Origin of the sequence: Nocardia carnea (assembly GCF_029868855.1) — a bacterium.
GTDB lineage: Bacteria > Actinomycetota > Actinomycetes > Mycobacteriales > Mycobacteriaceae > Nocardia > Nocardia carnea_A.
The window spans coordinates 18,170-42,959 of sequence record NZ_JARWOV010000306.1 but is presented as its reverse complement, the minus strand read 5'-3'; the positions used below and the strand labels follow the sequence as shown (position 1 = coordinate 42,959).

The following is a 24,790-nucleotide window of genomic DNA, read 5'->3' as shown; positions in this document are numbered from 1 at the left end:
GCACGCGACCGATCGGGGCGAGATCCGAGCTGCCTCAGAGAAATTCGACCTCCGGCTCATCGGGTGTGGACGGGTCGTTCGGCGATTGCTGGGGCCTGCATGTGGTTTCCGTGCACTGTCCAAGCTCTCCGTGTGAGCCGCCGAGTTCGCCGCTGGGCTCCGGCCTCGCCTGCTCGAGCCGCGTGGCGGGGGTCGTATCGAATGCATTCGAGATCAGAGCCGCCCCCATTGGCAGCGCTGCGAGCGTACAGGCGGCAAGGCAGCGCACTGCGATGCGACGCACCCGGTTGATGTGCTGAGTGTGGGAGAACATGGGGACCTCTCGATCTGTCGATCCGGTTCGCTTCGGCCGAACCGAATGGCCTCACTGTCCGGCAAGGTATGGCCCGAGAGTAATTCGCCGGCCGATATCGTCAACAAAGGCTTCGTTTCGGCTCTGGTCGAGACCGGAACCTCCCGTCAGGCATCGGCCGGTGTCGGTCGATGCCGGCTACCTGGTCATTTGCACCATCCGGGTGTGATCGGACCGGTGCGCGTCGGTCGTTTCGGGCAGAATGTCACCTTTGATTGTTGAAAAACCCTAATTGTTGTGTGCTCTTGCATAGTCGAATGTCGAGGGGCCGACCTACCGGACGAGAATCAGCCCATGGGCAGAACGTGCCTGTATCCCACCGTCTACCGTGTACGGGATCTCGCCGCGGCGTATCGTTGCGTGTACGCTTTCCCTGGCGACCGGATCGGTGGCGACTACTCGGAAGAATAGGAAAACGCGAACTCGCACACCACACGGCGGGGTGCGCGAGTTATGAGCGCATGCTGGGCGAGGTGCGCTGGAAAGGCGCTGTTGGCGGTCGGCTGCGCCAACGCTCGGCTGGGGTACCAGGACTCGAACCTGGATCGTCTGAGTCAAAGTCAGTCGGGCTACCGATTACCCCATACCCCATCAGGTATCACGCCGAGACCGAATGTGTAACACGTACGGCGGCCCGAAAACCCTACCAGTGTCCCACCTCGAGTTGCGGACCAGTGCAAGGTTCACTTCCGGAAAGCTGGAGTACCAGGACTCGAACCTGGACGAACTGATCCAGAATCAGTCGGGCTGCCAATTACCCCATACTCCATCGTCACGCGGATTCGACTATAGATGACCGCGCGGCCTGCCGGCGATTTGTTCAGTCAGGCGAGCAGGCATTTAATTCAGCTGAACGATTCGACTCGCCGGGGTTCAGCTGTCCGATGCAAAACGACGCAGTTTCTCCGGGTTGACGACGAGGTTCATCTCCGTGATCCGGCCTCTATCGATATCGAGGCTGATCACTCCGAGCACAGTGCCCGCGAGGACCAGCAGAAACCCTTCGCCGGCCGCAAGTGCTACCGGGATGCTTTCGACGCCTTCGTAGAGCCGTCCCAGGCCGGCGAGCAGCGTCAAGACGTTGTCCACCCCTTCCACCGGATGCCGGGCGGCCGGAATATGACCGCCGCCGTCGGACCGGAGGACGATATGCGGGTCGAGCATGGAGACGAGCGCATCCAGGTCCCCGTCTACGCTGGCGGCGAGAAACGCCGCGGCAACCTGGTGATGTTCCGCTGTGGAGACCTCCGTGCGGGGCGGTGCCTCGGTTCGTACCCGTCGGCGAGCTCGGGACGCCAGTTGACGACAGGCCTCCGGAGATCGCTGTACCACCGCTGCGACCCGGTCGAAATCCATACCGAACGCGTCGTGCAAGATCAGGGCTATGCGCTCCGCCGGCGTCAACGTCTCCAGGACCAGCAGGACCGCGACCCGGACAGACTCGCGCAGCGCGGCGGTATCACCGATATCGATATCGTCGCTGGCGAGCAACGGCTCGGGCAACCAGGTTCCGACATACCTCTCACGGCGCGCACGAGCAGATTTCAGCGTGTCGAAGCAGATGCGGGATGTCACCGTCGTGAGCCAGGCGCGGGTGTCCTTCAAATCGGCGGGTGCCGAACTGTGGAAGCGAAGAAACGCCTCCTGCACCGCGTCCTCGGCCTCAGCGGCGCTGCCCAACAGCCGATACGCGACAGCGAACAGGCGACGCCGCTCTTGTTTCCAGTCGGTCATGCCACGCATCCGAACACCACTGCCACCCGGTCATGTTATCCGGTGCGATGCCGAGTGTCGGTGGAGGCCATAATACGACGCCATCTGTCCATAATGGGCTGGCTATCTCGCCCGCCCATGGCCAACGATCGAGTGGCCAGCAGGACAGACGTGTCGAGCGGGCCGAGAGCACAGGCACGTGCCGACCCCTGTCACATGAATCGCCCCTGATTCGTCCCCTGCTCACACCGATCCCTCGAGCCAAGAGGACCTGATATGTCGACACAGCAGCCGAAGGCAGCAAGCCGCGCTCCCTCGCCGATGCCGAGACGGGGGCATCAACGTGCTTCCGGGCGCACCCAGGCCCAGCAAGGGCCGGACCGGGGCCCGGCATCAGCGTGTTCGAATGTGTTTCCGTGCAGGAAGTGAGCACAGATCATGGAACTGCGAAGTATAGAGGTGTTCCTCGCCCTTGCCGATGAACTGCACTTCCGTCGGACAGCCCAGCGGTTGCATCTGACGACCGGCCGGGTGAGTCAAATAGTGCAGTCCCTGGAGAAAGAAGTAGGCGGAGAATTGTTTGCGCGGACTTCCCGCCAGGTCCAGCTGACGGCACTCGGTGAGCAGTTGCGCAAGGACATTCGACCCGCGCACGCCCAGATTCTCGATGTTGTCGAACGTGCCCGTCTCACAGCCGCCAGCGCCCGGGAGATTCTGCGTGTGGGATATCCAGCCACGGTGAGCGCGAAGTTCGTGGCGCATCTGGCAGACGAGTGCCAGGCCAGGAACCCTGCACTCGATGTGGTCACCTTCGCACAGTTCGAATGCAGCGGTTTCGCCTCACTTCAGGAGGGGCTGATCGATGTCTTGCTGGCGTGGACTCCCGTGGACGGCACCGACCTGGTGACCGGACACGGTCTGAGCATCGGTCCGGTGCTGGCGAAAACAACTCGTGCGGTGCTCGTGCCGAGCGATCACGCACTTGCCCGGCACCGCGAGATCAGCGTGGAGACCCTCGCCGCGCGCCACGTTGTTCTGGACATAGGCCGGGAGATGTCGGATCCTTGCCGGTCGGTATGGCTACCGACCCATACGCCGAGGGGAACACCGCTGCGGTGCGCAGACGCGGGGCCGACGAACATCTACCGGCACCGCCGGTCGAGCATCCTGGATGTGATGACGCTGGTCCAGCGGCTTCGGTTACCGTATCTGACGGTTGCTTCGCTGCCTTGGGCCGGCTGCTATCCGGGCCTGGCCTTGGTCCCCGTTTCCGATCTCCCGCCGTGCATGCTCATTTCGGTGTGGCGCGGGGGTAACGACACACCACCCGTTCACGCATTCACGAGTATCGCACCGTAGCGCGGGATCTGCGATATGGAACAACCCACGCAGTGCCGGCGGCTGTCACGGTTCGGCAGGTTGCCGCGGCCGATACCTGCGAATCATCCGCGCCGCCCGCCGCTATTGTGCTCCGTCGACGGTGGGAAAACGCGTGCTGCATTTGCTTCACTGAATGTTGCGCGATATGAATACGGTGAGGTTCCGATAATTCTTGAAAAGTGATAGCGCAAGGCCTGCGCGGTTCCGAAACCCGCTTCGATTGCGACACGCTCCACGCTGAGGTTTGTCATTTCGAGTAGCTGCCTTGCGCGATCGAGCCTTGCTCGTTGCAGCCATTGAAGCGGAGTCGCACCGATTTCGGCGCGAAAATGCCGATTGAGGCTACGGACGCTCATAGACGCATGTTGGGCGATATCGTGTAGAGTCAGCGGAAGATGTAGATTCTCCTGTATCCACTCCATAGTTCGGCTCAGTCCAGCATTACCGTGCGATAATGCGGAGTATTCGATGTACTGCGCCTGGCCGCCGAACCGATGGGGTGGCATAACAATTCTGCGGGCGGTATCGGCGGCGGCTTCAGCACCCAGATCGGACCGGACGATATGCAGGCACAGATCGAGCCCCGAAGCGATTCCGGCGGACGTCAGCACTCGACCGCTATCGATGTACAGCACGGATGCATCTACCTCGACACGGGGGTACATCTGCGCAAGCACTGGCGCGAACTTCCAATGAGTAGTCGCACGAACACCATCCAGAAGACCGATAGATGCTACCGCGAAGGCACCGATGCACACCGACATGATTCGGGCCCCGCGATCTGCAGCCGCCAGGAGCGCCGAACTCACCTCCGCCGACAGCGGCTCAAAACACTCGAGCACACCGGGAACGACCACGAGATCGGCTTCTGCCAGGCCCTCGAGTCCCCAGGTCGTGTTCAGTTCGAATCCGCCGAGCTGTGCACTTGCCCTGACCTGCCTGCCGGGTGCACACAATCTGATTGCGTAAGAGTTGCTGACGACTGTGTTGGCCATCTCGAAAACCAAACCAGGTACCGTGAACTCGAAGCCGATCACGCCTTCTCTGGCTAGAACAGCTACTGTTCTCATGGCACGAATTTATCACCATCCTCCCCGATGTACCGCCCATCTATCGGCTGGCGTGGGCTTCGTTGGGTCCGTGCCTGACGGGAACACTTGCAGTCGACGGTTTCTCGCCGAGAGATTACTCTTCGTCGCGAGCCGAAGGTTTCAGCCGCCTGATGTGGTTCGCACCGGGCGGGTGTGGGTGAGCCCCGATCGGCGCTTCGCCTCAGAGATTCGGAAGCACAAAGCAGCCGAGCAATGTTGTGGCCGAGATCGATAGCATTCCGACGGCATTTATGTAGAGGTTGCGGCCGAGATCGCCGGCTCCGATATGCATTCCGATTGCGACAAGGAAGTAAGCAACCAACGCTGTGCATGATACCGCCGCGATGTACGGAAACCATAGCCCAGCGATCATGCCGGTTCCAAGGATAGACTTGATGGGCGGCAACAACCACCATAGTTTTCGCGGCCAATTGACGGCCTTCAAGCACAGTGCAATGAAATGCGGCGGCCGTACGCACATCGCAGCGTCCACGAACTGAACTCCGGCGAGTACGAGCACCGGCCATGCCGGGTCTGGAAGAAGGTCCATATTATCCCCTGTCAAACCGTTGGATCTGGTCTCCGAGGGCCGAGGCGACCACTGACCGGACCACCCGAGTCCGGTCAGTGGTGCCGGCTCGTCACGTTGCCCGGAAACGGACCACGAAATCGTGCTGGGGAGCCTCGCAAAATTACCGTGCGAATACCGCAGTATTCCCGAGCTACTCGCCCGGTGCCCGTGTACATACTCTGTGCACCCCTGTGACAGCTCCAGCAGCTGCAGCAGTGTGGCCGATCAGCGCGAGGAATCCTCCGCCGCCACTGATGATATCGACAGCCAAACCGACCAAGGCTCCCCCTGCAAATCCGAGCCAGGCGCCGAGCAGCGCGAACAACACTGTGAGGCCAGGAGTCGACCGTTTCCACATCAGTGCGACGACGGCCGCAAGTACCCCTATGATCGTGACGGAAAATGTTGGCATCAACATTCTTTCATAATATCCCCGTGCCCGCTATTCTTCCGGGTTTACTCGATATTCGGTTCGGTCGATCTGTCGGCTGCAGTTCTGGACGAACCGGGCCGTGTGGGAAGCGGATGGTTGAACGCCTGATCATGTTGCCGCCGGAATCGACAATTCTCTTGTGTAGCACAGCATGCGGTAGTCGGTTCCGGGCTGGATGTTCACGAACTGGTGGCGCTCATAGAATCTCCGTGCGTCGATATCGATCTCATCCACGTTGATATGCATCTCGCCGCCGCCTCTGGTGCGTACCTCGGCAATCGCCCGGTCGAGCATTGCGGTACCGATACCCGAGCGGCGAAGAGGCGGGCGCACGTAAAGTTCATCGAGGACCGCAAGTAGCCCGTCGCAGTAGACCGTCGGGCGTAGCGTGACGACGGCGTAGCCCGCCGGTGCCATCGGATCCCCGGCGAGAAGTGCAAAAGCGGCGTTGTCCGAGAGGAGCGCCTGGAAACGGGGCAGCAGCACGTCGAACGTTGGACTCGGTGTGCCGAACTCGGCGGCGAACTCGATCTGCAGCCGCGTTACGATCTCGGAATGCATGGGTTCCGCGACGGATACCGTGCCGGTACTCATATGGCTTCGTTCCTTTCGTTGTGTGAAAACTCGGAGAGCCGGGAAGGGGCATGTGCCCGCGTGCCGAACCGAGCGCATGTGGCTTGACGGTGACTCAGTCCGGCGGCAGCCACAGTTCCTCACAGGGCATGCGTCGTTCGGGTAGCGGGTTGTTTCCCGGGTCGAGGACTATCGGGGTGAACCCATACCCCGCCGGCCACTTTCGAATCAGGTTCTCGACAGACTCCGCGCAGCCACGGAAATCGAAAACAGCTTCCGGTGTCGAAATTCGGAGGTGTACGTCGGGTTCATGCGGTCGGGGTGATTCTCCGGAATACATTGAAATCAATACCTTGCGTGATCCGCCGGCATGCACCAGCAGATGATCTACTCGATACGGAACCCCTGACCCTGCTGGTTATGAGTGACTGCATCGAGCGACACGGGGATACGACCCGAGCTGAAATCTCGACCGCATCCCCGTCCCTGTCGCTCCTGATGAAACCCGTCACGAAGGACCGCGGGAATCGGGCGCCGGTCTAACCGTCGAGGGACAGATTGAGGGTAACGTAACGCCATGTGCCGTCCGGTCTCCGCGTCGAGGTCCCGGTGCATATCGTCGTCCTTGTTCCGTGGGAGTTCACAATCGTCGCTCGATGGTTCATGACGGCGACCGCTCCGACGATTTGCAGGCTTTGCGGCACCATCACCACTTCGGTACGTTGTTCGACATACCGCGTAAGGCGGGTGTGAATCTCGTCGACTCCCTGTGCCACATCCCCCGGGGTGCAGGAAAGGAAGCCATCCTTCTCGAAAAGGGAGACCACACCGTCCACGTTGCCGGCTGCAAGAGTATCGGTGAACAGCTGCGTCAGTTCTTCGGGCGTGCCGGCGGTGGGAAATCTGCCGGATATGGGTTTATCGCCCCATCCTGCTGCCTCGATGGCGTTGTACCAATTCGGTGTTGATCCGTATGGACGATGAAGTTCCAGAAGGTGCCCGGGGAACGTCATCGGCCGCGCCTTCTCAGGGTTCCGTAAAGCTTGGACCACCACCGCATCGGCCAGAGCATACCCGAGGTTCTCCCGAGGAAAAGCCGCATGCACCTGGTCGGCGAACTTTTTGGGAATGTTTTCCCGTTCGCGGCCGAGGATATCGGCTGCTATGCCGAGTTGTGTCACCGAGACCACCGGACCTTTGCGGTGTGCGATACCGTCTGAGGTATGGAGCGCAATCGCATCCCAAGCGAGATCGATTCGTTCTTCTTCTACTCGGTGGTCCCGTAGGAATGACGCGGCCAGGTCGGCACCGTCGACCTCGAATCGTTGCGCACCATTTCCCTCATCGCTCAATCCGCTGTCATGGAGCATGCACGAGATGAAGACGAGTTCGTCGTCGTAGTGTGAGCCCGGGCGCAGTCCGCCGGCCTGAGCCAGCGCGCGGCCGAATAGGTAGCTGCGAATGCTGTGATTGTAGATGAACTCAGGGAGAATGCGCTTGGCGAATTTCATAGCCTGATTCGCAAGTGTGGTCTCTGGTAGGGAGAAATCGGTCCGTCCGGTCGCGGCAATGTCGTTCATGTGGCCTCCTTTTCCTCTGACCACTGGATCGTTGGCTATAGGCGGGCGAGGATCCAGCCCATTATGGACAGATGGCGCTGGATTCTGGCCTCTCGCCGGCACATAGCCATCGGGATCGTCTTCAATAGGGATGGAACGGACCGGCATCGGACCCTTGTACGACGGGGGCTCAGTCGATGTATCCGGCTTGGACCTAGTACCGAGATCGCTCTCGGCGGGCTCGGGAGGGAACGAATGACTCCACCGGCGGGCCACATGGGGATTCGGCAAGCAGCGAGCCGGCAACGAGAAATCGGCGGGTACTGACTTTCTGAACGTGATCACGGCGTTGGCTCCAGCGTTTGGTCGGAGGTTTGCCGGGGCGCTACTGCTGGACATTCTCGATGCGCCTCGACGGGTGGGACTGGTGGACGATTCGGCTTTCGTCGATGCCGAACGTCTCCTGCGGTGCCGGCAACAGGAGTCGGCACTGATCGGAACGAAACTCAGATTACCTATCCTCGATGAAGTCCGGACCATCGTTTAGTAATCCTGTCGGTATGTGATGCTGCCGCGGGTCCGGGATCAATGCGAAGGCGAGCAATTCTTCGCTGTAGGCGCACGGAAGTCCGTGCACGTTCGCCAGCCCGAGATCATGGCCGAAAGCAGCAGGAACACTAGGGCTCAGGTTGTCTGCCGGATACAACGGCGAAGTCTGTCTCCTGTTAGGGGTATCCGATAAGCGCTGTTGAACAATAGGAGATATGAGGTGATGGGTGGCTATGATCACGCCGAGGTGTGAAATGTGCGGACACGTGGCTGAGGTCCGGGTATGTCGGTGGCGTGTGGTGTACGCCCGGGAACGGACGTGCCTCGGTGGCTTGAAAGGGGAATGACATGGATGGAAACACGCCCCCGGCACCTGCCGCCAACCCCTGGCCTAAACTGAAGAAATTGGCCACTGCCGGTGACCTAGTATTCGAGCAGGGTGCGGCCTTGAAGTATGCCGAGTTGGCCGCCGATGCGATCGGGGGGTTGCTGAGCCTCCGTAAGGTGGCGAAGGAGGTCGCCCACTACTCGCCGGTGTCGAGCCCTTTTTCCAATCTCAACTCTGGGGAAGCTCTGGCCAAGGTATTCGCGGCAAAAGGAGAGGAGCTGGACCGGATTCTGGGGGATCATGTAGAAATTCTACAGTCCATGAAGGACACGTTCGTCGCAGCGGGTAAAGCATATGATGCGGGCGAGGCGGATAACGCGCGGCTATTCGATGGTGTCCGAGTGACGCCGAAAGACATCGGCGGACCCTCCCTGACCACGGCTTCGGAACTCTGGAAATTTTATGATCCCCGTAATCTAACTGATCCCCGTTTCGGGTCGAGACCGAATGAGAGGCTCGAGAACAGTCGGGTGGTCAACGAGGACCTGCTCGGATCGGCCGAGAACCACCGAAGTATGAGTTACCCAGCGCTATACACACTGGGTGCTTATATCGGTGGAAATCATGCTCCGTTGCGTGCGTTACAGGCCGCTGATAAATGGCACTGGATGGCTCAGGGATACAAGGAGATATTCGATGATCTCCGTTTATCCGTGGATGGTCTCAAAAAACAGGGTAATTGGGACGGAATCGCTGCCGACCAGGCGCGCCGCGCGGTTTTCGAATATGCCAAATCCACCGAAAGTCTCATTTATCCCATGAATCTCATCGGTGACAATCTTTGGCATGTCGGGCGATGGCTCGAAGGTACTAGACGGAATATGCCTGATGAGGGAATGCCGCAATCAATCGAAATGGGGCAAGGAGGATATAGGAACAAAGAAAGATTCTACCAGGACCTCATGAAGCACTATTATGTGGATGGGTACGCATTTTCCGCTGGGAAAGTTCCGGTGCTCCCGGTGGCTTACGCACCCTACAAAACGAATCCGGGAGGCCACGACAAACCGCGCGGGCGTGATACGGTCGGGCCCGTCGGCGGAGCGGGAGGCGGTTCGCCGATGCCTGATCTGTCCGCCACCAATATGCCCCAGGGGCCAGCCCTCGTGCCGGACGCCCCCGTGGCCGACGATGCGGCGGAACGGGCCATGGACCTGGCCGGGCAGCAGGTGATGCAAGCCGGGCAGCAGGCTGCTCAGCAAGCGATGCAGGCGGCGCAGCAAATGGCGCAGCACGAGTTCGCACGTCAAACCGCTGATCAAGCGATGAGGGATGCCGAGGCGCTGCGGATGTCGACGCCGGGCGTACCGTCCGGCGTGGGTGGGCTACCAGGTGGTGGTGTGCCGAAGGGGGCAGGCGTGAGTGCACCGACCGCACCGAAATCGCCGCAGCTGAACGCGCGGTTGTTCCCGCGGGCGAGTCTCGCGCCGGCGGCGACCCTGGCCTCCGCGGCTCGGCCGATCATGCCGCCGCTTGGGGGAATGGGGACCCCCGGCTCGCCGGGACCGGCGGGCAGCGCGGCGCAAGCGGGCAGGGACAACGATGGCCGGAAGTCGCCCGAATACCTGAATTCCACCGAGTATTTGACGGAAGCCCTCGGGGATTCGCCGCTCGTCTCGAAACCTGTACTGGACCGATGAACCGAAGCTGGGACCTGACCGATGTCGAGTTCGACGCTCTGTGCCAGTTGCGGGCCAACGACGAGTTCCCGCAACCGTTCCGGGTGATCAGCCGGACGCGATACCACGCGGACTATGTGCGGGAGATGGCGGAGACGCAGGAGCGGCTGGCACCGTTGGTGGAAGAAGGACTCGGTGAGGTGCTGGAGGTACTGTCTTGGCCGGATCTCCGCGTCTTGGCCTGGGCGGAGGAGGTTTCCGGCCCTGGTATCCGACGGTTGCAAGGGGTTCGCCGTGGCTCTCGGGGGTTCGCGATCGAGCAGGTGGCAGGCGATCCAGGGGATCGGTTCCGGATTTCCGAATGCGATCCGATCGAGTTGGCGCAGTCCGTTGTCGCGGGGCTGCCGGAGGAAGGGAAGGGCCGTCGCGGAACGGTTCTACTGCCGGATCCCACCAACGACCATATCGACTACGATCACGGCGTCTCCCGGGTGCACGATCTCGACGACAGTGTCCACCGGCGCAGTGCCGATTTTGAAAGCGTCCCACTCACCTGGACGGGCACAATAGCGGTCCAGCAGGGTATTTCGAGATTCGGTCCACGAGGTAGAGTGGGCCGCCACCTCGGTTGGCGTGATCTTTCCGGTGACGGGCGGTATGTGATCGGAATGGACCTCCCCCGTGCCGCGGTCCCGGTGAGCGCGGCAGACTTCGTCCACTTGATCAACAGTGAAATCGCTGTCGTAGTCGCCGCGATCAGGGATCAACGCCGGTAGCGACAGGCAGCTCCATACCGTTGCCGCATGCAGCGGAAGCGGTGTCGAGTAGTCGTCGATTACTCGTTCGCGCTGTCGGTCGGGCGTCACGGCATCGAGTGAACGGAGGCTGTGATATCGCCGGGGGGATGCCCGTGCTCGGCCGAACCCAGGACCCGCGGCTCGGCGAGGCTCTGGATCAACAACCTGACACCGTGGGTTTCGCGGCTCTTGCACCATACCGGAACCAACACACACGGTGGCAGGTCGACAACCGGGATCAGCCGCAGCCCGGGATACGACCGAATACACGATAATGGTGTGATCACCAGTGTTGGCGTGCCTTCCCGCTGCACCCAAGCGGCCGCGTCGTGGATACATACCGAGCGGCGAGGCGACGCTGAGAAGAGGTCCGCCGGGCTCCGGCGCAGTGGAGCACCCTGCGGTGTTAACGAGGGTGTCCACGCTGCCGTGTAGGCGGCGGGGCCGTCGGTGCCGGTGTCCAAGAGCTGGCAGCAGGCGGCGACCTGCTCGATACTGACGTGGCGGTAGCCGGCAAGGGGGTGGTCTTTTCGGACCAGCAGGGCCCGGGCTGCGGACGCGAGAATCGGGCCGGACCGGCGGTCCCCACCCGCGACCGCCGCATCGCTGCCGCCCGGCGACCACGCGAGCAGGACATCACTCGCATTGTTCTGCAAGCGGTCGAATCCCGTGGACGGGCAGTCTGATGTGGTGGTGACGGTGATACCGGACGCATACGCTTCGCAGCGGTCGGCGATGTGCGCGACGAGGGCGTCGCTCACCAGAGGGGAGTGGCCGAGCCGTAGCACTTCGGTTCGGCTGCGGGCCGCCGCTTGGGTTCGAACGATCGCACTGTAGAGGCGACCGGCGCCACGTTCGGCGTCGATTCGGAACCGGGCGCCGAGCGGGCTCAACTCGACCCGGCGGGTGGTACGGAGGAAGAGCGCACCGCCCAAGTCTTTCTCGAGTACTTGGATCACCTGGCTCACGCGCGCCGTACTCAGACCCAAACGCCTGGCCGCCCGGGTGAAATTGAGTTCTTCGGCGACCACCAGGAAGATTTCGACATCACGAAGTTCCATCGGTGACGCCTTCCTGGCCGCGGATCAGCGTGGTGCCGAAGTAGCGGGTATGGCAAGGGTTACGGGAGCACTTCTGACGGTCGGAAATATTCATCTCCCGCTGTTGCGGTTCATTTCTCCCTGGATTTGGGCCATGCATGAAGATCCAGTTCGTCCGAGCTCCCCGGCTCCGAATAGGTCATAATGCACAATTATCCGCCTATCGCCCGGAAAGGCCCGGCGCGTTGGCTCACTGTTTATGCCCGCTAACTGATCGGACGTATCGGTCGATATTCTCGGGCCGTGCTGGTCGCCGACTGTCTGCGCCGGGCAAGGTTGTTACGACCCGGGGCGTCGGCGCCGCCAGCGTGGGCACCCCACGGGTAACGAGCAGGACGGGCAACCGGTAACGGTCGGCTCAGAGTTCGCATTCGGTGACCGAACCGCAGAATGGCGATCGGAGGTTTTTCCGATCCGGAGCGGTTCTGCGCCGGATCGTCGCACAGGATAGATGAACTGATATGGACAGATCACCGGACCGGACAAACCGCCGACCACGCAAAACGCCCGTCCCGGGTCTATGTCTCGGCTTTCCGCTGCCCACACGATGCCGACGGATCGCCCTCCGGCGCCGGGGGTGACCGTGGAGTTCCGCGATATCGAAGTTTTCCTGGTGATGGCCCAGGAATTGCATTTCCGGCGGGCGGCGCAGCGCTTGCATGTCAGCCCGGCGCGAGTGAGCCAGGTGGTGGCAGCGCTGGAAGCGGAATTGGGCGGCGACTTGTTCGTGCGGTCGTCACGTCAGGTGCGGTTGAGTGAATTGGGCGAGGTGTTCCGGGCGGACGCAGCGGAGGGGCTGGCCTGTATGCACGCGGCGATCTCGCGGGCACGGATAACGGCGCGTAGCCGTCGGGTTCCGTTGGTAATGGGGTATTCGATTGCCGTGGACGGTGGCCTGGCCTGCCGTGTGGCGAGTGCTGGTGCGGCGCGGAATCCCGACGTCGAAGTTCTGACGGCGGCGCAATGCAGCGGTGACGCCTTCGAGACTCTGCAGCGCGGAACCATCGATATCCTGCTCACATGGTCGCCAGGTGGGGACACTGCCGCGGTCAGCGGCGACGGCCGCCGGGCCGGTGCAATCCTGATGCAGGCACCGCGGGCAGTGGTGGTGCGCAATGATCATGTGCTGGCGGGCGCCGACCAGGTGAGTATCGAGCAGATTGCGGCCGAGCACACGCTACTCGATATCGATTGCGGCGGTCCGGCGGTCTTCCGAGACGCGTGGACGCCGTCGCGAACGCCAGAGGGTACCCGAATCCCCCTCGTACCCGACCCCTGGGCGGCGCATCGCGACGGCCCGGCGAGCGTGCTCGATGTCATGTTGTCGGTGCGGCGATGCAATATTCCCTATCTCGGCCTCGGAAAGTCCGTTCCGGTTCATACACATCCGGGATTGACGCTGATCCCGGTCTGTGACCTTCCTCCGTGTGTCCTGGTTCCGGTCTGGATCGCCGAGAACGAAACCAGGGCCTTGCGTGCTTTCGCTCGATCCCTCGGCGGTATGCATGCTGCGCGGCCGGCTGCGGCCGGTGCCCGGTGAGTTGCCTCCCGCCGCGCCGGCGCCGTCGACAGTCACCAGGGTCCACAGACCCCTATCGGTGAGTTCGGCGGGAGCCGGCGCGACCTTGTGGTTGCGCCGGGCGGAAAAGGTGATCTGGCCTGCGACTAGATCTTGGCGACAATGAGCCGTGCCAGTGGGACAGTGACACTATCGCGTAGGAATGTCTGGTACCGAGCGAAGTCGCCGGAGCTGAAGCTGTTTACGGTGCCCTTCGCCGAGTACCGGACCTGACCGTCGCCGACGGGCTCCTGGTATGTGAACGGCGTGGAGATCGTGAACACGATACGGTCTTTCGCGCACGAGACTTCGGTCGAGGCCGGATCTGCTGCGCAACCGTCGCCGAGATCGGTTTGATTTATGCGCGGGACCTGTTCACTCTTCGGAAGACGGTCCACGGGTCTTCCGGCGCCGTGTTCATCGATCAATACGCCGGCCCTCATCCCGGGAAGGTCCAATGAGACAGAGCATTTCGCTCGAAGCGCGGTAACTTCTCGACCCGATGGAATGATCCGGATATCGGTATCGCCGGGCTCGAAGACAATATTCTCGGCCTGTGGCAGCACCGATCGGATCTCATCGGTTGTCAGGAACGAACATGCGGCCGGCCACTGATCGAACGCGAAGTAGCCGGACGAGTCGAGCGCCGTCGGATACTCGAGCCGCTGCCCCGAACCGCGGGCCTGCCCGATTTCGATGGGCGCCGGTGGCGTCGACGAACAACCTGCTATCGCGGCGCAAACAACACCGAGTATCCACCACCGATTCATGTGTTTCGGTATCGTCGACCTGTCGCCTTCCGTATCCTCCTGCACCGACTCGATCGACTGTTCCGTCGGTGGCTGCAAGCTGCTCACCGATATGACGGTTGGCCACTTCCACGCAGCGGGTCCGTGTTTTGCCCGGACAGCGTGACATATCGCCGCCCGAACCCACCTGGCGTATGCGACATGCTCAACAATCGACCTGATCTCTATACGGTGCGTGCCCGGAAACGGTGGAACGCAATCTACGCTGGGACTGTGGATTGTTACTCTGTCAAGCTGAGGTTGACCCGGTCTTCCGGACACCGACGGTGAGTCGAGATTCTCGCCTCCGAGAGGAGTCTGGATGCCTGCAGCACACCCGCCGGAGTTCCGGCAGCGCGCGATCGAGCTCGCTCGAACCAGCGACAAATCGGTCGGACAGGTCGCCAAGAGCTTGGGGATCTCCGAGTCGTGTCTGCGGAACTGGCTCGCCCGCGTCGAGGTCGATGAAGGCAAACGCGACGGCGTGACCAGTGCCCCTCCAAGGAACCGGGGAACCTCAGGTTTGTGACCACGCCCGCATCTGAGTGTCCGGCACTGACCGGTGACGCAGTAGTCCGCGGCAGCGGCCTCAGCGCGCCGGGAGTGCCCGCGGCTGTAGTCGGGTTGCCCCGGCCGCGTAGCGAGGGACTGCCGGTGCCGTGGATTACTCCGCTCTCGCTTGCCGGCCCGAAATGGCTTGGTGTCGACCCTGCGTTGCAGCTGAGATGTCAGGCGGAATGGCGCTGCCAAGTATGCGGCGACCAGCTTCCTCCACGGGCGTGGGTGATCCTCAGCCCGGACCGCCGTGTGGTCATCGATTCGGCGATGCACCGGACCTGTCTGACCATCGCCGAACGCTGGTGCCCGCATCTGCACGGCGCGCAGATCGACACGAGAGAAGTCGACCGCGGCGAAATCCACGCCGACAATCAACCGTTGACCAGCTACAGAGCCCCCGGCCCCGGTGACGAGTGGGGATCCTACGGCGACGGCATCCGCGTCTGGACCGTCCCGACGCCCGCGCCCGGCCACTAGCGGGCAGTTCGACCAGGGCTGGGACCGACCGTGACGACGCTGTCGGTGACCTGGGATCGCGCTGAGTGAGGGCGGCGATCCGGACAAAGTTCAGCCCGGAGATGCTGCCACGGCGTCTGGGGCGGGATTATGGGCGAGATCACAGTCGGCACCCCCGCGCGCGGCCTGTCGCCGGCCGGCCCGGCAGTGCACGGCGCCGTGCGTACGGCCCGATCTGGCGCAAACGCCAGGAAAAACCGCAGGTAGACATCCACAACCACTGGTAACCTCCGTGTTCGAGTCGGACTTGTCCACTCGACCCTCACCAGGGGTGCAAATGTCGTGTTTTGGTGCGCGAGGGGGGACTCGTGCACCGAAAAGTGGTGAAAACATCCCCAGAAGGTGGATAAAGCAAATTCGAAGGTAACTCGAAGCTCCGCAGCTGTCAAAGTCACTGACGAAACCGCGTACGAACCATGTAGTTGTTGTCTACAACGACGCTACCGGGTGGTCCGGGGATCCCGGGCTGGTGCACGGATAGGAGACACCGTGGTCCGATGCAGCATTCCCTTCCACCGTCTGGTCCAGAGTCGGCAGGTTTGAGGCCGTAGGAACCGTTCTTGTACTACAAGGGTATGGGAAATCGGTTAGATCGCGGCACGATCCGGTGCCCAGGAAATCGGAGACTCGTCGGCTGGTGCCTGCACCTGCGATCCTGCCGCCGCTAGCGGCTCGACGAATCGGATGAGCCAGGTGGAAATTCCACCCGTTGAACGCCAGATCGCGAGCAGGGCGAGCCGGGGTGTCGGTTCGATCAGCGGAACGCTGACCAACTGCCGGGCGCCGGGCGGCCCCGCCGGTTCGGCGTAGCCACCGAGACCGGTCGCAACGCTTCCGCGGCCTCCGCCGGACCCCGGCATCGGCAGCGCGCTGGTAGTCGTCGGGTCCGGTTGCATCAATGAGCGGGGCGACGATTCTGAATTCGCCGTCTTCTCCGAGGTCACGACGGATCCGATGCAGCACGGTGGCTGTTTCGACGGCTTGGTCGGTGGTCATCAGATCGCCGATCCAGCCGTCATGGCCGGCCGCACGGCGCAGCGCGATATTGCTGAGCCCGCCGACGAGGATCGGAATAGGCGGCGGTGTGGGACTCATCTCCAGGCGCGGCACCCGATAGAAGGTGCCGTGGAATTCGGTCCAGCCCGGTTCCCACAATGCACGCATCAACGCGACCATCTCGCCCGTTCGAGCGCCGCGATGGTCGAAATGGGCTCCGAGGACCGCGAATTCGCCACGCGACCATCCGACACCGATACCGAGTTCCACCCGCCCTACCGGACAACACCGAGGCGGTGGCGATGGATTTGGCCGCGGTGAACGGTTCACGGCGCTCACCCGAGCCCTGACACGCGGTGATGTCCAGGCACGCGCCGCGGTCGACGAGGCCGGCGCCGCGCTCGGCGTCGCCCTGTCCGCGGTGCTCAATATCTGCGACCTCGACGCGGTTATACTCGGTGGCCGCTACGCAGAACTCGCCGATTGCCTCGGAACGATGGTGCGGGCAGAACTGGACCGCCGAGTTGTTGCGGGCACACGTCGGGAGATCACCATCACGGCCTCGCCACTGCGGCCCAAGCCGTCGTGCACGGAGCGGCCGGCCTGATCATCCACCGCTGCTTCCTCAAGCCGGAGCGACTGCCGCAATAGCGCCCGCATCCCGCACACTCAGCCGATATTACGAGGGTCCGCTGTGTGCGTGGTGCCGTAGCCTGTGCGCACTGCCGTTTCCACTACCGCTCGGAGCTGCTCGTCGGTGAGCGATGCCGGAGGTTGTACCGCCGCTGCGTCGAGGTATATCTGGCATAACCATTCCAGTAGCAACGCGTTGTCGAGTGCTTTGTCGAGCGTTGCTCCCACTGCCACCGATCCGTGGTGAGCCAGTATCGCAGCGCTTTTGTGTTCCAGCGCCGACAGCGTGGAGGCCGCTAGCTCGTCGGTACTGAATGGGGCAAACGGCACCACGGGCAGCGCGCCGCCGAGAAGGAGTTGCTGGTAGTGGATGACCGGCAACTCGTCGGTGACCAGCGAAAGCGATACCGCCTTCGGGGAGTGGGCGTGAACGACCGCACCTGCCTCGGAGGAGCGGTAGATGCCGAGGTGGATCTTCAGTTCCGATGTCGGGCGTAGTCGTCCGAGGTGGATTTTGCCGGTGAGATCGACAACCGTGATGTCGTCTGGGGTCGCGGTGGCGAGGGTGGCTCCGGTGGCGGTGATGGCTATCAGGTCGCCGACGCGCGCACTGACGTTGCCGGCCGTCCCCAGCACCAGTTCATGTGCGTGGAGTTTTCGGCTGGTTTCGGCCACTGACTCGCGGACGGCGGCGAGCTCGTTACCGTTCATGGTTGTTCAGGCTCCTGCCATGGTCGGCAACGAACTGCTGCACGGAATGGAAATTGTAGATGCCGAAATCGCTGCCGAGGCCCTGCGCGACCTGGGCGGCGGTTGCGTTGCCGAAAGTTGCCGCGGCGACGGGAGTCATTCCGAGAGCGATGGCGTACATGAAGCCGGCAGTGAACGCGTCACCGCATCCACTGGTATCGACGACGTCGATGGAGAACGCCGGAACCTCGGTGATGCCGTCTCGGGTCGCGATGACTGTGGGGGCGGCACCTGCGGTCGCGACTACGCATTGTGCGCCGCACTCGATGAGTCGGCGGCAGCCGTCGTGCAGGTTCGATGCTCCGGTCCACCCGATGATCTGTTCGTCGTTGGGAAGCAAGTAGTCGAGGTGTGGCAGTGCTGACCGGACGTAGGCCAGTGCGTCGGGTACACCGGGGGCAAGGCTGTCCGCCGAGGTGATGGCGCCGTGCTCTCGTGCGCGCGAGAGGATTTGGGCCGCGGTGTCACCGCCGTAGAATTCGGCTCCGCCCAGGTGGACTATCTCTGCCTCGGCGAGGGCGTCCCACGGAATATGTTGCGCGAGATACTGGTTGGTTCCGACCACATGTAATGCCGGACGTGATCCGTCCGGCCGAATCGGTAGCACGGACGCGGAGGTCTGCACGTCTGGTATCTGCTGGAGTAACGAGGTGTCGACCCCGTCACGTTGCAGCAGCGATGTCAGTAGATCACCGAGGGTATCGGTGCCGATCACACCGGCTGAGCGCACCTGCGCGCCGAGTTTCGACATGACCAGAGCCGGTGCTCCCGCGGTTCCTGCCGCGCTGATCGTGATTTGCTCGACGAGGCTTCCGCCCTGTCCTGCGGGTATCTCCTCTACCGGGCGTACGAGTACGTCCAGGACATGCACACCCATCGCGAGGGCGCGGATGTCGGTGGCATCGTTGGTCATCGTGGGGACTTTCTCTTGCGGGGGACGAGACTTCTTCCGTTGGTGGACAACAGGCGCACGAGCCGGCGCCCGAACCGGTTGTAGGGCGGTTCCACCAGCCGAGTGAGGTCGGGGTGCCGTGGTTTGTCGAGAACTGCCTTCTCGTGGCTGAACGTCCTGATGGAGGGCTCACCGTGGTAGGCGCCCATGCCACTGGCTCCGATACCGCCGAAGGGCAGGCCGGGTACGGTGAGGTGAAGAAGGGCGGTGCCGAAAACCAATGCGCCTGAGCTGGTCTGCTGTTCGAACCGGCTTCGGGTCGCTGCTGATTCGCTGAATACGTACAGTGCCAGCGGCTTGTCACGCGCGTTGATGAACGTGATGGCGGCATCGGCATCGGCGACATCGATGATCGGCAGGATGGGTCCGAAGATCTCCTCGTCCATGACCGGTGCGTGCGGTGCGATCTCGGTCAGGACGGTCGGCGCCAGGTAGCGCGACCTTTCGTCGATGACTCCGCCTACCACGGGTGTTCCCTGGGCGGGGAATCTCGATAGGCGGTCGAGGTGGGCGTTGGAGACGATGCGTCCGTAGTCGGGGCTGTGCCGGGGGTCGGTCCCGAACAGGTCTCCAATGGCGTCGGCGAGCGCCGTTCCAGTTGTGGCCGAACCGCCGGTGTCGTGAGGACGTAATCGGGTGCGACGCATGTCTGCCCCGCATTGACGAATTTTCCCCAGGCGATTCGGCGTGCTGTGACCGCGAGGTCGGTGGTGCCGTCGACCCAGACAGGTGACTTGCCACCCAGTTCGAGAGTGACCGGCGTCAGCGTCGCTGCCGCGGCCTTCATCACGATCCGGCCGACTCGACCGCTACCGGTGAAGAAGATGTGATCGAAGCGTTCACCCAGCATGGCGGTCGTGGCGTCGACACCTCCTTCGACGACGCGGACGCCACGTGGGTCGAGGTACCGCGGTAGGAGTTCGGCGAGGACCCGCGACGTGGTGGGTGCGAGTTCGCTGGGACGCAGAACCGCGGTGTTCCCGGCCGCGAGAGCTCCTACCAGGGGGCCGAGAAGCAGTTGAATCGGATAGTTCCAGGGTGCGATGATCAACACGACGCCGAGTGGTTCACGAACCACTCGCGCCGAGGCAGGCAGCAGCCTGGCGGGCACCGACACGCGCCGTGGACGTAGCCATCGCGTCAGATGGGAGAGCGTATGGTCGATCTCGCCGACAACGACGCCGATTTCTGTCAGCAGTGCCTCGGTGGCACTTTTCTGCAGATCGTGATGCAGGGCCACAGCGAGCGCGTCCTCGTTGTCGAGGAGGAGTCGACGTAGTGCGCGCAGTTGGGCGCCGCGCCACTCGGTGGACCGGGTCGTACCGTCCTGGAAAGCTCGTCGTAGCTCAGCTACCGGTGATGCCACTGTCATGGATGTCCTCTTGATCGAAGGCCGGGTCCTCGGCGCTACAACAGTCGACGCAGGATTGCTCGCCGTGCGCGTGCGGGAATGATGCGACCGACTCCTACCAAGCCTGCCGTGGATCGGGGGAACGAATACGATTCGCCGCGCCCGATGACGGCGCGAATCATGTGCTCGGCCGCGGTGTCCTCGTCGATCTCGCCCGGCGCGGGCATCCCATCGCCGATTGTCGCGTCCGTGCGCACGAATCCAGGGTAGATGGAGACGAAGTGGATACCGCTGCGTGCGTACTCGGCGCGGTAGGTATCGAACAGGACCCGCAGGGCGGCCTTTGCCGCCGAGTACGGGCCTTGCAATGGAATCCCATACCAGCCGGCGAGTGAATTGGTGTGGGCGATAGTCCCGCTGCCCTGAGAACGCATCTGCCGCACTATCGGAACGAGGTAGTTCACCGTGACGTCGTAATTCGTGCGCATGTATCCGGTGATGTCATCGGCACTCAGGATCGTCAGATCGAGCGCTGGTGCGCCGCCGGCGTTCAGCACGGCCATGTCGATAAGCCCGTACAGGTCGACAACCTGGTCGATCACCTGCTGGGCGGCGGCGGCATCCGTAGCATCGGCGGGGTGCGCCGAACAGCGATGACCAAGAGCGTTCTGAGTGTCGGCGATCTCGTTCAAGAGCTCCGCGCGCCGGGCACTGATCGCGACGGTAGCCCCTGCGGCGGCGGCCAGCTCAGCGAAACGACGCCCCATACCGGAGGACGCGCCGATAACCAGGACGACCTTGCCGGCGAGGCTAGCGCTCGGCATCGGCGCGCTCCGACAGGATGACCGACTCCAAGGCACGCATCGACTCGTCGAAACCGGCCGCCATCGATCGGGACAGCAGTCGATGGACCAGCGAGCCGACGATGCGCGGGCGCAGATCGAACTGGAACTCGTATGTCATCGACGTGCCGGTCCCACCGCCGAGCGGCGCAAAGCGGAAGATGTTGACCACATTGCGCAACGGGGCGAATCCCTCCCCCGAGTCGATGCGCAGGGTCATCGGCTCGACCTTCTGAACGGTCCATGTTGCGTGAGTTGTCAACGGCCCTACCGACGTCACCTTCTCGGTGTAGACACCTCCCTCTCGGGCATGTCCGTGGTTTCGGTACACCTCCAGGACGCTGCTGGCCCAGTCAGCGTACCTACTTGTATCGCTGGTCAGCTCCCACACTTCTTCCGGGGTCACCGCAAGGTTGCGGTGGGCGCTGACGACGAATCGGTCGGTCACGATAGATCTCCTTCTGCTGCGGTGACTTCGGCGGCCACCTGTTTGCCGGATCGGACGGCGCCGTCCATGAATCCGTTCCAGTAGTCGGCATGCTCGGCCCCGGCCCAGTGCACCCGTCCGAAGGGAACATCGCGCCAGCGCCCCAGTTCGGTCAAGACGCCGGGGGCGAGAACCGAGGTGGGGCCGCCTCGCGTCCATTCCTCCGCGGTCCAGTCCTTTTCGATGCAGTCGATGGGTTGCAGTGCCCGGGCTCCGACGACGGCACTGAACGCGCGCAGCACCGCACCGCGGCGTTCTCGCGGCGATTTGGGAGCCCAGTTCCGCCACTGCTGTGCGCCGACGAAACCCATCAGCACACCGGGGCCGCCGTCAGGTGGGGAATTATCGAACATCGAGCAGACCGGTGCGGACGGGTCACGGAAGACGCCCTGACCGGAGATGCCCTCGGAGCGCCAGAATGGCTCCGGATAGACGGCCTCGAATTTGGCGAGCGTGCCGAAATGCATGCGCTGGAACAGTGCCTCTTGCGGAGCAGGGAGTACCGGATTCCACGCAATTCGTGTCGCGAGTACCGGGGGTGCGGTGACGATTACCCGCCGGGCGGTCCATTCGGCATCATCGGTGTGAACAACCACCTGCGATGCATTCTGATCGATGCGGCGAACTGGGGCGCGGAGGGTCAACGCATCGCCCAGTTCCTCGGCGAGTAGCAGTGAAAGGCGTTGGGAACCACCGACGAATCGCGATTCCTGGGCGCCGTCGACAACGTCCATCATCCGGGCGACGGTGCCCGGAGTGCGTTCGTTTCCGGCGCCGGCGAAGTACCAGAGTCCGAACAGTGCGGACGCATCGGTGGCCGATCCGCCGAACGCGGATCCGAGCAGGACGTTGAGAAGATCCAGGCCGCCGTCGGTCATGGCGCCTCGCCGGGCCCAACTGGTCAGCGTTACGGCATCGAGGGCTCGGGCGTTCGGCGCTCGCCACGGCTCGTCGACCGGGATGGTTCGCGAGAGGCGGTCGAGTCGAGCGACCAGTAAGCCGACGTCGGCGAGCGCTAGAGGATCCGGGGGTACTCCGTGGTCGAACCGACGCGTCTTTCCGTTCTTCACATAAGTGTTGCTGCCTTCGTTGTAGGAAGGGAACGCGGTCACCCCCAGTTCTGCGGCAAGCTCCAGAACATGATCTTGTGTGGGCCCTACGAATTGGCCGCCCGCTTCGACGATGTGGCCATCGCCGAGATCATGGTTGACGGTGCGGCCTCCGACCCGATCTCGGGCCTCCAGGACATGGACTCGCAGACCGGACGCGCGCACCGCGCGCGCGGCGGTGAGACCGGCCAGCCCGGCGCCGACGACGACGATATCTGTGCTGTTTTTCACGCTGTCTCTATCTCGCTCGGAAAGGTATGGTGGTCAGCGGCGTTGAGGCCCAACCGGATGGCCCCCGCCGTCTCGAGCAGTACGTCGGCGGCCACCCGTCCGACACCGGTCGCGTTGACCAGCCCATGGACAATTCCGGGATGGCGGCGCAGCGCCACGGGCACTCCGGCCTCTTTGAGGCGCCTGGCATAGGCCTCACCCTCATCGCGCAGCACGTCGAATCCCGCGGTGACGACGTACGCGGGCGGCAGCCCGGACAGATCCTCGGCCAGCAGCGGTGACACCTGCGGATCCAAGGCTTGATCGGGGTCGGTCAAATAGTGGTTCTTGTACCAGTCCATCTGCGCGTCGGTCAGGAAGAATCCGTCACCGAACAACGAGTAGGAGTGGTGTTTTCTGCTCAGGTCCGTTACCGGCATGAACAGCAGCTGAAAAGCCGGCACCGGGCGTTCGGGCCGCGTTCGACGTTCGGCTTCGGTCTGCAAGGCCACGACTGCCGCGAGGTTTCCGCCCGCGCTTTCGCCACCGACCGCGACCGCCCGCGGGTCGATATACAGCTTGTCTGCGTGGGTGACCGCATAGTCGAAGGCCGCGACAGCGTCGTTCACGCCGGCGGGGAACGGGTGTTCGGGTGCCAGGCGGTAGTCCACCGAGAGCACCGCCGCATCGGCATGGCGGGCGAGGAATCGGGAGACCGAGTCGGCCGAGTCCAAGCTTCCGAGGGCCCATCCTCCACCATGAAAGTAGACCAGCAGCGGCAGTGTTGTCGTCGATGTGCCGATCGGCCGGTAGAGGCGCGCCTCGAGCGATCCGTCGGCGCCGTCGATGACAAGGTCTGCTATATCGGCGGGTAGCTCACCGCGTACGGTCCACGCCTCCCGGTTGATCTGGTCGCGACCTCGGGGCACTGGAAGCGTCTCGAAGGTCGCACCGGCAGTGATGTTCATCAATCGCACACCGAGCTGGACTGTCGGGTCCAGCCGGGCGCCATCGATGCGAATGCTTCGACCGCCCAGGATCCGTTGGACGCGAGTCGGCAGGGCTCCTGCTGTTCGAATGACCAATCGTGCGACGCGATCGGCCACGGGCGGTTTGTGGCGGGCCATGAAGTCTCCTGGTAGCGGACCGGCAACGGCAACGGGCTCCGCCGGTGCAGCGTGGTAGCTGATGCGGCCAGCGTACTCACACTCTGGCCATTTGACCAGAGTTCCTCTGGTGTCGGTACCGTGTCCACATGACCCGGGCACGTCGCATGCACTACACACGAGGCCGTGAGCGCCGAGACCAATTGATCACCGCGGCGATCGAGATCATCGCTGCCCGCGGGCTCGAACGCGTGACCTTCCGCGCCGTGGCCGAGCGGGCCGGCTTTCCGCCCTCTACGACCAGCTACTTCTTCAGTTCCGTGGACGAAGTGATCGATGCCGCCATCACCCAGATCGCCGAGACGGTGACGGACAAGGTGACCGCGTTGCTGGAGGCAGCCCAAACCAGCGCGATGACGCGAGACGAACTGGCGGCACGCCTGATCGACCTCGTGTCCGGACAGGACAACGACGACTCCGTCGCTCAGTTCGAGGCATATCTCGCCGTTCGTAGACGCCCGGAACTTGCCGAGCCGGTGCACCGCATCATGCACAACATCGAGGCAGCAACCGAAGAAGCCCTGCGTGTGTTCGGCGTGACGGATCCCCGGACTCCGGCGCGACAATTCGTTGCGTTGATCGACGGATTCACCCTGCAGGAGATCGCGCGACCAGGCGGGCCCGAAACCCGGAGCGCTCTGGGTGACCTCATGACCCGGGTGCTGGACTCGTACCTCGAAAAATGAGTATGAGCTGCTCGGTCGCCGGTGCAAGGCGCCGAAGGTGGGGCGGAGATACTGAGTCGAGTT

The 24,790-nt window shown here is 63.0% G+C and carries 21 protein-coding genes, 2 tRNA genes and 1 pseudogene; 7 read left to right on the top strand and 17 right to left on the bottom strand.

Going from position 1 to position 24,790, the window contains the following annotated elements:
* Window positions 1-871: 871 nt before the first annotated feature.
* From QH195_RS31570 to sigJ, 3 genes are all read right to left on the bottom strand, one after another.
* Window positions 872-943 (bottom strand) — tRNA-Gln (locus QH195_RS31570).
* Between the two features lie 106 nt (window positions 944-1,049).
* Window positions 1,050-1,121, bottom strand: a tRNA-Gln gene (locus tag QH195_RS31565).
* 104 nt (window positions 1,122-1,225) lie between these two features.
* Window positions 1,226-2,086 (bottom strand): RNA polymerase sigma factor SigJ, encoded by an 861-nt coding sequence (sigJ, locus tag QH195_RS31560; protein ID WP_280438076.1) that lies wholly within the window; start codon window positions 2,084-2,086, stop codon window positions 1,226-1,228.
* 417 nt (window positions 2,087-2,503) lie between these two features.
* Here sigJ and QH195_RS31555 point away from each other — a divergent pair, with 417 nt between their 5' ends.
* Window positions 2,504-3,424 (top strand): LysR family transcriptional regulator, encoded by a 921-nt coding sequence (locus QH195_RS31555; protein WP_280438075.1) that lies wholly within the window; start codon window positions 2,504-2,506, stop codon window positions 3,422-3,424.
* A gap of 83 nt (window positions 3,425-3,507) precedes the next feature.
* On the opposite strand, the gene QH195_RS31550 is transcribed toward QH195_RS31555, so the two are convergent.
* The 4 genes from QH195_RS31550 to QH195_RS31535 all read right to left on the bottom strand — a co-directional run bounded on the left by QH195_RS31550 (window position 3,508) and on the right by QH195_RS31535 (window position 7,693).
* A complete protein-coding gene (locus QH195_RS31550) occupies window positions 3,508-4,515 on the bottom strand; it encodes a GlxA family transcriptional regulator (protein ID WP_280438074.1) in 1,008 nt (335 codons plus the stop codon).
* Window positions 4,516-4,717: 202 nt separating this feature from the next.
* Window positions 4,718-5,086, bottom strand: coding sequence for a hypothetical protein (locus QH195_RS31545; RefSeq protein ID WP_280438073.1), 369 nt, complete (start codon window positions 5,084-5,086; stop codon window positions 4,718-4,720).
* Between the two features lie 562 nt (window positions 5,087-5,648).
* Window positions 5,649-6,134, bottom strand: coding sequence for a GNAT family N-acetyltransferase (locus QH195_RS31540; protein ID WP_280438072.1), 486 nt, complete (start codon window positions 6,132-6,134; stop codon window positions 5,649-5,651).
* Between the two features lie 518 nt (window positions 6,135-6,652).
* The gene (locus tag QH195_RS31535) at window positions 6,653-7,693 is read right to left on the bottom strand and encodes an HD domain-containing protein (RefSeq protein ID WP_280438071.1); all 1,041 of its coding nucleotides are present in this window, start codon (window positions 7,691-7,693) and stop codon (window positions 6,653-6,655) included.
* Window positions 7,694-8,569: 876 nt separating this feature from the next.
* Between QH195_RS31535 and QH195_RS31530 the strand changes: the two genes are divergently transcribed.
* Both QH195_RS31530 and QH195_RS31525 read left to right on the top strand, forming a co-directional pair.
* Complete coding sequence (locus QH195_RS31530) at window positions 8,570-10,249, top strand: hypothetical protein (RefSeq protein ID WP_280438070.1); 1,680 nt, start codon at window positions 8,570-8,572, stop codon at window positions 10,247-10,249.
* Window positions 10,246-11,004, top strand: a complete 759-nt coding sequence (locus tag QH195_RS31525) for an ESX secretion-associated protein EspG (RefSeq protein ID WP_280438069.1) — start codon at window positions 10,246-10,248, stop codon at window positions 11,002-11,004. The genes QH195_RS31530 and QH195_RS31525 overlap by 4 nt, the downstream gene beginning before the upstream one ends.
* An 86-nt stretch (window positions 11,005-11,090) precedes the next feature.
* Here QH195_RS31525 and QH195_RS31520 read toward each other — a convergent pair whose 3' ends face one another.
* On the bottom strand, window positions 11,091-12,086 hold the full coding sequence (locus tag QH195_RS31520; protein WP_280438068.1) for a LysR family transcriptional regulator: 996 nt from the start codon (window positions 12,084-12,086) through the stop codon (window positions 11,091-11,093).
* Window positions 12,087-12,702: 616 nt separating this feature from the next.
* Here QH195_RS31520 and QH195_RS31515 point away from each other — a divergent pair.
* From QH195_RS31515 to QH195_RS31505, 3 genes are all read left to right on the top strand, one after another.
* The gene (locus QH195_RS31515) at window positions 12,703-13,665 is read left to right on the top strand and encodes a LysR family transcriptional regulator (protein ID WP_280438067.1); all 963 of its coding nucleotides are present in this window, start codon (window positions 12,703-12,705) and stop codon (window positions 13,663-13,665) included.
* Window positions 13,666-14,793: 1,128 nt separating this feature from the next.
* Window positions 14,794-15,000: a transposase gene (locus tag QH195_RS31510; RefSeq protein ID WP_280438066.1), complete on the top strand. Its 207-nt coding sequence runs from the start codon at window positions 14,794-14,796 to the stop codon at window positions 14,998-15,000.
* A 278-nt stretch (window positions 15,001-15,278) separates the two neighbouring features.
* A complete protein-coding gene (locus QH195_RS31505) occupies window positions 15,279-15,506 on the top strand; it encodes a hypothetical protein (protein WP_280438065.1) in 228 nt (75 codons plus the stop codon).
* An 888-nt stretch (window positions 15,507-16,394) separates the two neighbouring features.
* Here QH195_RS31505 and QH195_RS35325 read toward each other — a convergent pair.
* The 9 genes and pseudogenes from QH195_RS35325 to QH195_RS31460 all read right to left on the bottom strand — a co-directional run.
* Window positions 16,395-16,872: pseudogene (locus tag QH195_RS35325) on the bottom strand (LLM class flavin-dependent oxidoreductase); the annotation flags it as partial.
* Window positions 16,873-17,210: 338 nt separating this feature from the next.
* Window positions 17,211-17,885, bottom strand: coding sequence for a class II aldolase/adducin family protein (locus QH195_RS31495; protein WP_280438064.1), 675 nt, complete (start codon window positions 17,883-17,885; stop codon window positions 17,211-17,213).
* Window positions 17,875-18,837, bottom strand: a complete 963-nt coding sequence (locus QH195_RS31490) for a carbohydrate kinase family protein (protein WP_280438063.1) — start codon at window positions 18,835-18,837, stop codon at window positions 17,875-17,877. Before QH195_RS31490 ends, QH195_RS31495 begins: the two co-directional genes overlap by 11 nt.
* Window positions 18,834-19,400: an aldehyde dehydrogenase family protein gene (locus tag QH195_RS31485; protein WP_280438096.1), complete on the bottom strand. Its 567-nt coding sequence runs from the start codon at window positions 19,398-19,400 to the stop codon at window positions 18,834-18,836. Before QH195_RS31485 ends, QH195_RS31490 begins: the two co-directional genes overlap by 4 nt.
* Window positions 19,337-20,248 (bottom strand): aldehyde dehydrogenase family protein, encoded by a 912-nt coding sequence (locus QH195_RS31480; protein WP_280438062.1) that lies wholly within the window; start codon window positions 20,246-20,248, stop codon window positions 19,337-19,339. The genes QH195_RS31485 and QH195_RS31480 overlap by 64 nt, the downstream gene beginning before the upstream one ends.
* 35 nt (window positions 20,249-20,283) lie before the next feature.
* Entirely contained in the window at window positions 20,284-21,051 is a 768-nt protein-coding gene (locus tag QH195_RS31475) for an SDR family NAD(P)-dependent oxidoreductase (protein ID WP_280438061.1), read from the bottom strand.
* Window positions 21,038-21,517: an SRPBCC family protein gene (locus QH195_RS31470; RefSeq protein ID WP_280438060.1), complete on the bottom strand. Its 480-nt coding sequence runs from the start codon at window positions 21,515-21,517 to the stop codon at window positions 21,038-21,040. Before QH195_RS31470 ends, QH195_RS31475 begins: the two co-directional genes overlap by 14 nt.
* Window positions 21,514-22,896 carry a flavin monoamine oxidase family protein gene (locus QH195_RS31465; RefSeq protein WP_280438059.1) on the bottom strand — a complete coding sequence of 461 codons (1,383 nt, stop codon included), beginning with the start codon at window positions 22,894-22,896 and terminating at the stop codon, window positions 21,514-21,516. The genes QH195_RS31470 and QH195_RS31465 overlap by 4 nt, the downstream gene beginning before the upstream one ends.
* Window positions 22,893-23,843 (bottom strand): alpha/beta hydrolase, encoded by a 951-nt coding sequence (locus QH195_RS31460; RefSeq protein WP_348536837.1) that lies wholly within the window; start codon window positions 23,841-23,843, stop codon window positions 22,893-22,895. Before QH195_RS31460 ends, QH195_RS31465 begins: the two co-directional genes overlap by 4 nt.
* Window positions 23,844-24,130: 287 nt before the next feature.
* On the opposite strand from QH195_RS31460, the gene QH195_RS31455 reads away from it, so the two are divergent.
* The gene (locus QH195_RS31455; protein ID WP_280438057.1) at window positions 24,131-24,727 is read left to right on the top strand and encodes a TetR/AcrR family transcriptional regulator; all 597 of its coding nucleotides are present in this window, start codon (window positions 24,131-24,133) and stop codon (window positions 24,725-24,727) included.
* Window positions 24,728-24,790: the final 63 nt, after the last annotated feature.